Here is a 10,488-nt window from a genome sequence, read left to right on the forward strand (position 1 = left end):
GGACGGGCAGGGTCAGGGATAGAATATCATGCGAACAGGCAGATGTGAGATCAGCGAGATGGGCGCGTTTGCAGCTGCAGAGATGAACCTCGATGGCAGCGGAGCCGCGACCGTTTCCACAGGCTCGGGTTTCATGGACCACATGATCAGTTCGATGGCGAAGCTGGGATCGATCGATATCAGCGCATCCGCTGGCGGAAATTCTCTTTACAGGTATTCGCTCCTGGGAGCGGTGATCGGAGCCTCGCTCGATCATGCGCTGGGAGAGAGGAGCGGGATAAGAAGATACGGGTTCGCAGCAATACCGATGGACGATGCGCTTGCAGAGGTGGCTCTGGATCTCGGCGGGAGGGCGTACCTCGTGATGAGGGGATCATTTCATGGTGAGAGGATCGGGGACCTGAACACCTTCGAGATAAAGGCAGTGCTGAAGGGCATCACCGACCGCGGAAGGCTGACTCTCCACGTCAGGTTCGAGGGGGAGAACGACCACCACATCGCTGAGAGCATATTCAAGGCTCTCGGTCTCGCGATCCGCAACGCTGTGGAGCCGGGATCGCCAGGGGTTCTGAGCACTAAAGGTGTTATCTGAGGTCTGTAAGAGCGATTCAATCCGATCTTCTCCAATCCTCGTTGTGACTGAGATCTTCCGTAATAGCTGGCTTCAGCTGGATTCTCCCGACAGGCCAGTCCCTTCAGCTCTCCTCTCCTGCGAACATCTCGATCGCCCTCGCGCAGTTCCTCAGAAGCTCTGCTGCGAGATGCTGCGACGGCCATGAGCCCAGGCCACAGTCCGGACCTGCGTATCTTACTAGACCTCCGAACATGCGCACAGCCCGCTCAAGCCTCTTCCTGATGGCCCCTGGAGACTCCATATTGAGTATCTCGGCCTCGAGCCTCTCCGGCTGCTCCCAGAGGTTTGTGCCGAGCCGATCGTTGAGCCTTGCAACCATCGAGAGGATGTCGGTCCTGGCTATACCGGCTCTTATGAACGTATCGTTCTCCTCAAGCACCTTGCGGTCGATGATATCGAGATAATCAGGATGCGCTGCTGACTCGACGCCTATGACATTTATGCCGGGAACGCGGGCGCAGAGCTCCGCATACACAGGAGAGTGGAGATGCACCTGGACATCGACCCTTCCAGCGCACCCCCTGCTCGCAATCTCAAGCGCTCTGATTATCTCATCCTCTGAGAAGAGTATGCTGGAGCTGATCCCCAGGCTCGGCTCGTCGATCGATACAACAGCCACATCGATGCCGAGCCGCCGTGTCTTCTCCATGGCGCTGTCTATGAAGCGCGAGACGCTCTCTGCTATATTGAAGAGAAGATCCGCGTACTCTGTCGAGCCGAACTCTGATATGTAAAGCTCGAGAGGGCCGGTGACGCAGACGCGAATGTTTCGTCCGATGGATTTGAGGGCATCGAGCTCGATTATCTCTGCTGCATCCCTGCGGATCAGATACGGCCCCTCTGCGGTCTCAGGGGATCTCATAGGCTCCATGAACATCTCTATCATATCCCTGAGCTGGGGGTACGTCGGCACCTGAACCCCAGCGGAGATCTTCATCTCCATTATCCTTCTCACAAGAGAGAGGTACTCCTCTCCGCTCAGCCCGTCAATTCTGTGATGCGGAAAGCTTCCTATGTCATCGAATCTCATCGCAGACCTCTGAGGTATGACTTGAGGGACTCGTACGATCCGCTTATCTGCTCGATGTGCTCCTCCAGGCTGTCGAGCTCTGCCATCGCCCTCGGTAGCGGAGGCACAACTCCAAGCACGCGAACGATCTCCTCAGGGAACTTAGCGGGATCAGCCGTCTCCAGCGACACGGACGGCTCCCAGCTCTCTATCTCCTCCATGTACCTCATGAGCCCTGCCCATCCGACCGCGCCATGTGGCTCCAGAAGCACCCTGTGGCGCTCGTAGACCTCCTTTATGGTTTTTCTCGTCTCATCATCGCTCACCGAGACAGCGAACATATCCCTTCGCATCGCATCGAGATCCGGCTGTTTTCTCACATCACCCTTCTCATCCATCCAGCCGCCGTAAAGCGCGAATACCCTTGCGAGGTTGCTCGGATGGCCCACGTTCATCGCATTTGATATGCAGTTCCTGCTCGGTCTGATGGGCCTGTAGGTGCCTGTGCGCATGAACACCGGGAACTCATCGTTCTCGTTCGTCGCGACTACAAACCGCCTCACAGGCAGCCCCATCCGCATCGCTATGAGCCCTCCCATCAGGTTGCCGAAGTTCCCGCTCGGCACCGAGACGACGATCTCCTCTCCCTCCGAGATCCTGGAATACGCGTAGAAGTAGTAGACCGCCTGAGGCAGGAGCCTTCCGACGTTTATCGAGTTCGCTGACGAGAGGTTGAGATCCCCCAGCTCCGGATCTGCAAATGCCCTCTTGACAAGAGCCTGACAGTCATCGAACTTGCCATCAACCGCCAGAGCATGCACATTTCCGCCGAGCGTTGTCATCTGCTTTCTCTGCCGCTCGGTGACCTCCTCCCTGGGGTAGAGAACGACGACCCTAACGTTGCTCAGACCGTAGAATGCATGGGCCACAGCGCTGCCGGTGTCTCCTGATGTTGCGGTCAGTATGATTATGCTCCTTCCCTCCCTCTCCAGGAAGTACTGAACGAGCCTTCCCATCAGCCTGGCAGCAAAATCCTTGAAGGAGCATGTCGGCCCGCGATCCAGGCGCATCACATGCGCTCGATCAAAGACCCTCTCTATCGGAACATCGAAGTTGTATGCATCCTCCAGCATCGATATGAGATCTTTTTTTGGGATGAGATCGCCGATGTACGGGCCTACAACCCTGTACGCAATCTCAGGATACCTCATTTTTGAGAAACGCGAGATATCCTCTGGGCTGATCCTCGGGATATGCTCGGGCATATAAAGCCCCATATCCGGAGCCTGGCCTGATAGCAGGGCCTGTCTGAAGTCGACACGCTCGGGCGAGCCGTTTGTGCTGTAGAACATAAGGTTGGTCATGCTGTATGAGAGTTGCACGGGAACTATTAAAACCTGTGCGGCTTCAGGAAATAACTCATGGGTCTGACGAACAGCTGAAAGAATGCCCCAAATCAGCATCCAGCAGGGGCTCCAACCGGAAACATCTCGTGCTGCACCTGTGGATTCAGCGGTAAGATACACACTCCAGAACAACGACCCAGATCAGTCGATTGTCGCTGAGCTGGAGTTATGAGCCAGGATCGTCCAGGCTTGCAACCAGCAACTTACTGGCTGCTATGGCTTGCCAACAAACACCGTAACGATTATTAATTATTATTGCGCTACATTAACATGTAAAAACAGATGTGGAGGTGATGGGAATGGATGCGTTCACAAGCCAGGTGGTTGCGGTGATCATCTTCGGCCTGCTGGTGACTCTCCTGCCCGGGCTGCTCAACAGGTTCGCTGACTCGAGAAGCGGAGGCATCAGGACGACGTAGAGGGCGACACAGACCAGAAGTTATACAATATTTTCAATTTTCATTCCACATGCAGGAAAGCGATTTTTGCAGTATCATCTGCGTGAGGCTGTCGCGCATCAGCTCATCCAGATCTGCAGCGCTCAAACAGGCTGTGTTTTGGAGTCCATCTGCCCGGGCTGCAGGCTCCAGCCGCATCATGAGCGGATGCCCACAATTAAATTCTTGTACGGCCAGGTTCCTCCATGCCGAGGTGATCGTATGCTCATAGGGATCATGTCCGACTCTCACGATAACTTTCGTGGCATCAAGGAAGCTCTGGGCGTATTCTCTGAAAGAAATGTGGAGCTGGTGCTGCATGCCGGAGACGTGATCGGCTCCGGTAACGCGTATCTCTTCGATGGCTGCGGCATTCCGGTGAGACTCGTCTACGGGAACAACGACGGCGACCGCGTCGGTCTTTCCAGATACTTCGAGAGGTTCGGGGGCGAGTATCTTGGAGATTTCGGCGAGTTAGAGGTGGATGGATTGAGGATCGCCATGCTCCATGGAACAGAGGAGGCCCTTGTGAGGGCTGTGGTGGCCTCAGGTCTGTATGATGTTGTCGTCCGAGGGCACACGCACAGGGCAGAGGTCAGCCGTGAGGGGAGAACTCTGGTGGTGAACCCGGGGGAGATCTGGGGGCATCTGACCGGGATCAGGAGCGTTGCGATAATGGATACCTCGACGAGAGAGGTCGAGATCATCGAGCTCGGGAGGTGCGAGACTTTCAGGGAGATCCTGCGGAAATAAGAAAGTTCAGCAGAGGGGGCGTGTATCTGGATGATCTCGATCTTTACGTCATCGTCGAGGAGTCCGCAGGAACTGTAAAACGCATACGTCTCTCCAGGAGAGCCCCGGAGCTGAAGTTTTCGGAGATGGCGGCGAGGATTGGAGAGCACATAAGAGGAGGACCGCGTCCGGATCTCGATCTTGATATGAGCCGCTGCACGGATTTCCAGATGGCCATTTACAGCGCAGTCCTCAACATCCCCCGCGGATCAACTGCGACTTACAGTGATATCGCGAGAATCGCAGGAAGACCCAGAGCCGCAAGAGCCGTCGGTGCAGCCCTGCGCATGAATCCATTTCCGATCATGATACCCTGCCACCGCGTTGTTGCATCGAACGGCATCGGCGGCTACAGCCAGGGGATCGATATCAAGCTGCAGCTGCTCGAGGTCGAGAGAAATTGTGGAGGCCGATATCTTCGATGAGCGGTCGTGGGTTCGAGAGCGATAGTCAATCTAAATTGAAAATGAAAGATACGGAGCGGGTAGGGGAGTGGGGGTTATTATTACAACAGATATACCCGCTCAGCGGTGCCTCTGCGCATTGATTGTATAAATAACTTTTCTCAATGCTGATTGGCTCCGGAAAGTTTTCTCCTGGCGATCCTGTTTGCTATCCTGGCCGCAAACGCGCCTGCGACAAAGCCGGCGTCTATGTTAACCACTGCAAGCACTGAGCATGATTGAAGCATCGAGAGAAGCGCAGCGAGACCGTTTCCTCCGGCACCATATCCTGTTGAGACAGGGAGGCCTATCACAGGAGCGTCTGTCAGGCCTGCAACAACGGCTGGAAGCGTCCCCTCACGGCCAGCAGCGACAACCATCGCATCCACACCTCCCATGCGCTCCATCGCGGGAAACAGGCGGTGGATGCCTGCGACCCCGACATCATATTCTGTCACGACCTCGCAGCCCATCGCCTCTGCCGTGACCCTGGCCTCCTCCGCGACCGGTATGTCTGCGGTTCCAGCGCTGAGTATTCCGACTCTCCCTCCCGTCATCTCAATCGGACCCGCTTTCAGAAGAACTGCCCTTGCATGCTCATACCACACCATCTCAGCCTCTTCGGGAAGATCCATCGATCTCAGCGCGCTGAGATGATCCCCTGAGACCCTTGTCACTATGACCTTGCCAGCGGATTCAAGATGCGCGAGTGTTATTTTAATGAGATCCTCAGGCCTTTTACCCTCGGCGAGAACCGCCTCAGGCACATCTATCCGGTCCTCCCTTCTGTGATCTATCTTTGCGATCGATCCGACTTCTCTATAGCTGAGAAGCCTTATACCGCTCAGTGCCTCCTCCAGATCGATCTCTCCGCGCGAGAGCCTCTCAAGAATATCACGAAGCCCGGTCACGTGGGAATTGTATGGATGGAAGAGATAAAGAGGTTTCCGCATCGAATGTGGATGCCAAAGATCCAGAGCCTGCAGCTGGTCTGAATATAAAAAACAAAAAAGCTCGGGACGCTCTCCCGAGCATCTCATCTCACGGTGACCCTGATGGTCTTGTCGAGCTGGCTTCCATCGATCGTCGCCGTTATCCTGAAGCTCTTCTCCCCTGGAGCGCCGAATGTCGAACGCATCCTGTACATGCCTGTCGCAATCCTGTTGAGCGTGCTTCCCTGCCTGGCCGCATCCTGCGGGCTCCAGGTCATCTTCAGCGACGCCGGGTCTGTGAGCTCACCGTAGTTGTTGTAGAACCTCAGAGTCATCAGGTAGTCCCTGTTCGCCTTCCTAGAGCTGAAGCTCGCCCTGACATCACACGGCGGCAGCGCGCCTGTTATCTTCAGGGGTGTGGCGTAGATGCTGTTGCCATCCAGATACGACAGCCAGTAACGTCCGTTGCCATAAGCGATGGATGGCCAGTCTAGATCTCCGCTCAGCACGAGGCTCTTCTCTATGCTGCTCCAGTCGCGCATGTACCTCTCGAGCACTATCCCATCTTCACTCTTGTACACAAGCATGAACTCTCCATTGCTCCAGAGCAGGTACGGCTGATCCTCATCCGTTGAACCGCCTGTCAGCCTCCTTGTATCCAGAAGGTTGAGGTTCGTGTCGAGCTTCTTGACGATCACATCGCGGTTCCCGTGATCCTCTGACACATACGAGACGTAGAGGTAGCCGCTGGCCAGGACGATCGACGGGATATCCTGGTAGTAACTGTCGGCAGTGAGCCTGACGGTCCTGAGAGGCTTCCAGGTTGAGTCGAAGCGTGTCAGATAGATGTCACCGCCGCTGCTCCTTCCGCCCTCCCACGACTGGTATGCCAGGTAGAAATCATTACCCACCTTCAGCAGAGCTGGCGAGTCCTGATCGCTTGGAGATGTGGTAAGCTGCCGCGTCTCCAGCACGTTCAGGCCAGGATCGAGCTTCTTCATGAAGATGTCCATGTTGCCCTTCTCTGTGGAGACATACACAACATAGTAGTTCATTCCGTCATAGACAACCGAGGGCCTGTCCTGGTACGCGGTGTCGCTTGTCAGAAGCTTGCTGCTCAGAGGCTTCATCGATGCGTCATAGGTCTGTATCCTGATGTCACCGTTGCTGCTCCTGCCGCGCTCCCACGACTGGCAAACCAGCACGAATCCCCTGTCTGTGGATATGAGCCTGGGCGAGTCCTTGATCTGGTCCCTGAGCTGGGCGCCGGTCACAATATCCAGCCTCGGCTGGAGCAGCCTGTAGACCTGGCCCTTGGCGCTGTCGTATGCGTTTGCACCCGCATGCTTTCCATCCCTGGCGTAGACGAAGATTGTGTAATCGCCAGCATCTCCAAGATCCGAGCTCCAGGTCCAGGTGTTTGATGTCGACCAGTCTCTGACTATCTGCCATGTGTTCCCAGTCGATGGACCCTTCAGCCAGAACCTGTAGTAGATCGGATCTCTATCAGGATCTGTGGCCGCTGCGGTCCACTTGATGGCGGTCCCGCTGGCCTGCGGGCTCGGTTTGTCAGGCGTGAGCGATGTAATCACAGGCGGCAGGTTCGGCTTCACCACGATGCTGAAGGCTGCGCTGGCCTGGTCATCCCAGCCTGTGGGCGGTGCATGCAGGCCGTCCCTGACCTGGACAATTACCTGAGACCTGCCGATATCGATATCGGATGTCCTCCAGGTCCATGCGTTCGAGAGCGACCAGTCCTGTACAACCCTCCATGTGTAGCCTGTGGACGGGCCGTTCAGCATGAACCTGTAGTATACCTGGTATCCCTCTGGATCGATCGCCGTGGCACTCCATATCACCGTGCTCCCTGCATACTGCGGGCTCGGCAGGCTCGAGCCGAAGCTCGTTATCACGGGCGGAAGGTTCGGGCGCGGTATGAATCCCAGGATCATGTAGCCGCAGATCTTCTTGTCATCATAATCTGGAGAGTGCTTGCCGTCCTTCACGTAGACCATTATCTCGTTGTAACCGATATCAAAGAACGATGTCCTCCAGGTCCAGATGTTTCTTGATGTCCAGGATGTCATCTCCGTCCAGGTGTAGCCTGTGGAAGGTCCTTTCAGCAGGAACTTGTACTGCAGAGGATCCCTCTCAGGATCATAAGCTACGGCCCTGAAGCTGACCCAGGCGCCCGGGTACTGCGGGCTCGGCCTGTCGACCATTATCAGCCTCAGCTCAGGCGGCCTGTTCGTCTCCTTAAGTGTGAAGCTCTTTGTGACCTGGATGTCGCCAGTATCGCTGTGGTAATTGTCCCTTATCCAGACGCGGATCTCATATGCGCCTGGTTGCAGTCCAGCCGTATTCCAGGACCATGTGTTATCGGAGGACCAGCTCCTCCTCTCCTGCCAGAGTCCTGATGTCGATGGCCCCTTCAGCCAGAAGCTGTACTCCAGCGGCACAGTGGATGTGGCGCTCGCAGTCCACACTATCGTAGTGCCGACGTTCTGGGGGCTTGCCTTATCCGGGGTCAGTGTAGCGCCTGTTGGCAGTGACTTGTAGTTGCCGAAATCGATCCCAGTTTTGGTCTCGCCCGAGCTGAGCGTTATCGTGTAGGATCCGCCGCTCGGCTTCGTGACGCTCCAGCCTGGCTTCAGGGTCTCTGTGACTGTGTACGTCCCGGCCTCGAGGCCTGTGAAGTTGTACCAGCCGTCGCTGTCTGTGATCGCAGTCTTGGTGTAAGTGCTGTTGCTTATCTTTATCTCCCAGCCCTGCAGCCCGGGCTCGTCTGGATCTCTTATACCGTTGTTGTTCTTATCGTTGAACTTCGATCCCCAGACGGACGCCTTTGTTGAGACGTACCTGTTGCCGAAGTTCTTTCCGGAGACGCTTGAGCTGGTGATGGTGACCGTGTGAGACCCATCTCCTCCTGGATACGTCTGAGTCCAGCCAGGCCTTGAGAGCTCGCTTATCTTGTAATTGCCCGGAGCTATGTTATCGAAATTATATGATCCGTCAGAGCCTGTGTACCGGGTTTGTGTTATATGCACCCCCATGTTTGTGGTGCCATCCAGAACTATGCCCCAACCTGCGATTCCCGGCTCCCCTGCATCGTTTCCATCACCGTTGAGGTCGTTGAACTTTCTGCCGGAGATGGAATAGACCCCTGCTATCCCGAAGCTCGCCTCGACGATCGTGCTTGTGGTGACGGTCACTGTTATCGTAGATGACGTCACAACCACGTACCCCTCAGGCAGCGGATCGCTGATAGTGTAAGTCCCCGGTGCAACGTTATCGAAGGTGTATGTTCCGTCCTCAGCGGTCTTTGTGCTTCTTACGATCTTGCCGTTCTCGATCAGGCTCACATCGCTTCCAGGGATCCCAGGCTCGCCCTCGTCTCTGACCTTGTTAGCGTTCAGATCGTAGTACTTCATGCCTTTTATCGAGAGGCTTCCGGCAACGCCGATATCAAAGCTCACGTCAGCGGTTTCCAGCTGTATCTCTTTGCTCTCAGTTGTCGCCTTCCAGCCATCCTGCGGGATCAGCTCAACCTTGTAGGTACCTGGCGATAGACCCTCGAATTTGTACGACCCATCCGCCCCTGTCTCTGTCATGGAGGTGACGTTCCCGCCCTGCACAAGGGTCACGCTCCAGCCCTTCAGTCCGGCTTCACCCTCGTCCCTCACTCCATTGGCGTTGATGTCGCTGAAGACCACGCCTGATATCGATCTCAGTCCGGAATTGCCGAAGTCGATGTTTGGCACACTTGAATCCTTGACCTCCACTGTGTATGCTCCGGTCTTCGGCGCGGTCTGGCTCCAGCCGTCCTGCTTGATCTCCTCAATCCTGTAGCTGCCCGGGCTCAGACCATCGAACGCATAGAATCCGTCATCAGATGTGGTTGTAGTGCGCTCGCTTCCATCCGGCAGCACCAGCTTTACCGACCAGCCGGAGAGGCCAGGCTCGCCATCGTTGACGCCGTTCGCGTTGAGGTCATTGAAAACCCTTCCAGATATCGTGAACCCGATCATCTGGACTCCGAAGTCCACACCGCTCTGATCCGAGTCTGTGATGCTCACCTCTCTTGATGAAACGCTTGCGTTCCAGCCGGCCTGCAGAACCAATCTAAGCGTATATACACCGGGAGTCAGATTCTCGAATCTGTAAGATCCATCATCTCCTGTTGTCATAACGCTTTCAGTGGCATCAGGCCTCGTCAGGCGTATCTCCCAGCCCTTTACACCAGGCTCGCTGTCATTGGCGCCGTTGTTATTCACATCCTCGAACAGTTTTCCGCTTATTGAGTATGTCCTGGCCCTGTTGCCGAAGTTGATTCCTGTCACATCTGAATCGGTCAGGTTCACCTGCTGGCTCTCAGATGTCGTCGGATCCCAGCCAGGTTTCGCCAGCTCCCTCAAAGTGTACAGCCCTGGCGAGAGGCCATCAAATCTGTAATAGCCGTCGAATCCGGTCGTGCTCTGGACTTCGGTCTGGTTCGGCATCGTCAGGACGATCGTCCATCCGTCCAAGCCAGCCTCGCCAGAATCCATGATGCCGTTACCATTCAGATCATTGAACTTGTAGCCGGATATGCTCATCACCGGCAGGACCACATTCTCCTCTGAGATCGGCGGTGTGACATTGATCGGAACAGTCACATTCACAGGAGCTGTCACGTTCTCTGTGACATTGGTAGGCGCGGTAACATTCTCTGGAGCCGCAACTCTCAGGATCTCATACTCCTCAGCAACTGTGCTGTCAGCGGTTCCGTTTGCAGCATGCCTGTTGTCCCTGACGCCAGCTGTTACCGTGTGCACCCCGATATCCTGCTCTGTCGT

Annotated in this window: 7 protein-coding genes; 3 read left to right on the forward strand and 4 right to left on the reverse strand. The window is 55.7% G+C overall.

Annotated elements, in window-relative coordinates:
• Positions 1–28: 28 nt before the first annotated feature.
• Positions 29–592: an imidazoleglycerol-phosphate dehydratase gene (locus tag NQU42_RS07605; protein WP_296610369.1), complete on the forward strand. Its 564-nt coding sequence runs from the start codon at positions 29–31 to the stop codon at positions 590–592.
• Between the two features lie 103 nt (positions 593–695).
• Here NQU42_RS07605 and NQU42_RS07610 read toward each other — a convergent pair whose 3' ends face one another.
• Positions 696–1,664 carry a methionine synthase gene (locus tag NQU42_RS07610; protein ID WP_296610371.1) on the reverse strand — a complete coding sequence of 323 codons (969 nt, stop codon included), beginning with the start codon at positions 1,662–1,664 and terminating at the stop codon, positions 696–698.
• The gene (gene thrC / locus NQU42_RS07615; protein WP_296610373.1) at positions 1,661–3,007 is read right to left on the reverse strand and encodes a threonine synthase; all 1,347 of its coding nucleotides are present in this window, start codon (positions 3,005–3,007) and stop codon (positions 1,661–1,663) included. The genes NQU42_RS07610 and thrC overlap by 4 nt, the downstream gene beginning before the upstream one ends.
• A 701-nt stretch (positions 3,008–3,708) precedes the next feature.
• Between thrC and NQU42_RS07620 the strand changes: the two genes are divergently transcribed.
• Positions 3,709–4,239 carry a metallophosphoesterase gene (locus tag NQU42_RS07620; RefSeq protein WP_296610375.1) on the forward strand — a complete coding sequence of 177 codons (531 nt, stop codon included), beginning with the start codon at positions 3,709–3,711 and terminating at the stop codon, positions 4,237–4,239.
• A 20-nt stretch (positions 4,240–4,259) separates the two neighbouring features.
• A complete protein-coding gene (locus NQU42_RS07625) occupies positions 4,260–4,703 on the forward strand; it encodes an MGMT family protein (RefSeq protein ID WP_296610377.1) in 444 nt (147 codons plus the stop codon).
• A gap of 140 nt (positions 4,704–4,843) precedes the next feature.
• Here NQU42_RS07625 and larB read toward each other — a convergent pair whose 3' ends face one another.
• Both larB and NQU42_RS07635 read right to left on the reverse strand, forming a co-directional pair.
• Positions 4,844–5,632 (reverse strand): nickel pincer cofactor biosynthesis protein LarB, encoded by a 789-nt coding sequence (larB, locus tag NQU42_RS07630; protein WP_296610378.1) that lies wholly within the window; start codon positions 5,630–5,632, stop codon positions 4,844–4,846.
• 125 nt (positions 5,633–5,757) lie between these two features.
• Positions 5,758–10,467, reverse strand: a complete 4,710-nt coding sequence (locus NQU42_RS07635; RefSeq protein WP_296610380.1) for an SdrD B-like domain-containing protein — start codon at positions 10,465–10,467, stop codon at positions 5,758–5,760.
• Positions 10,468–10,488 lie beyond the last annotated feature (21 nt).

The sequence above is a fragment of the Methanothrix sp. genome, assembly GCF_024518575.1.
Taxonomy (GTDB): domain Archaea; phylum Halobacteriota; class Methanosarcinia; order Methanotrichales; family Methanotrichaceae; genus Methanothrix_B.

What these genes read in the sequence shown, in the direction of transcription:
- thrC (WP_296610373.1), bottom strand. Translation starts at nt 3,007, where the DNA reads ATGACCAACCTTATGTTCTACAGCACAAACGGCTCGCCCGAGCGTGTC.
- NQU42_RS07620 (WP_296610375.1), top strand. Translation starts at nt 3,709, where the DNA reads ATGCTCATAGGGATCATGTCCGACTCTCACGATAACTTTCGTGGCATC.
- NQU42_RS07605 (WP_296610369.1), top strand. Translation starts at nt 29, where the DNA reads ATGCGAACAGGCAGATGTGAGATCAGCGAGATGGGCGCGTTTGCAGCT.
- NQU42_RS07610 (WP_296610371.1), bottom strand. Translation starts at nt 1,664, where the DNA reads ATGAGATTCGATGACATAGGAAGCTTTCCGCATCACAGAATTGACGGG.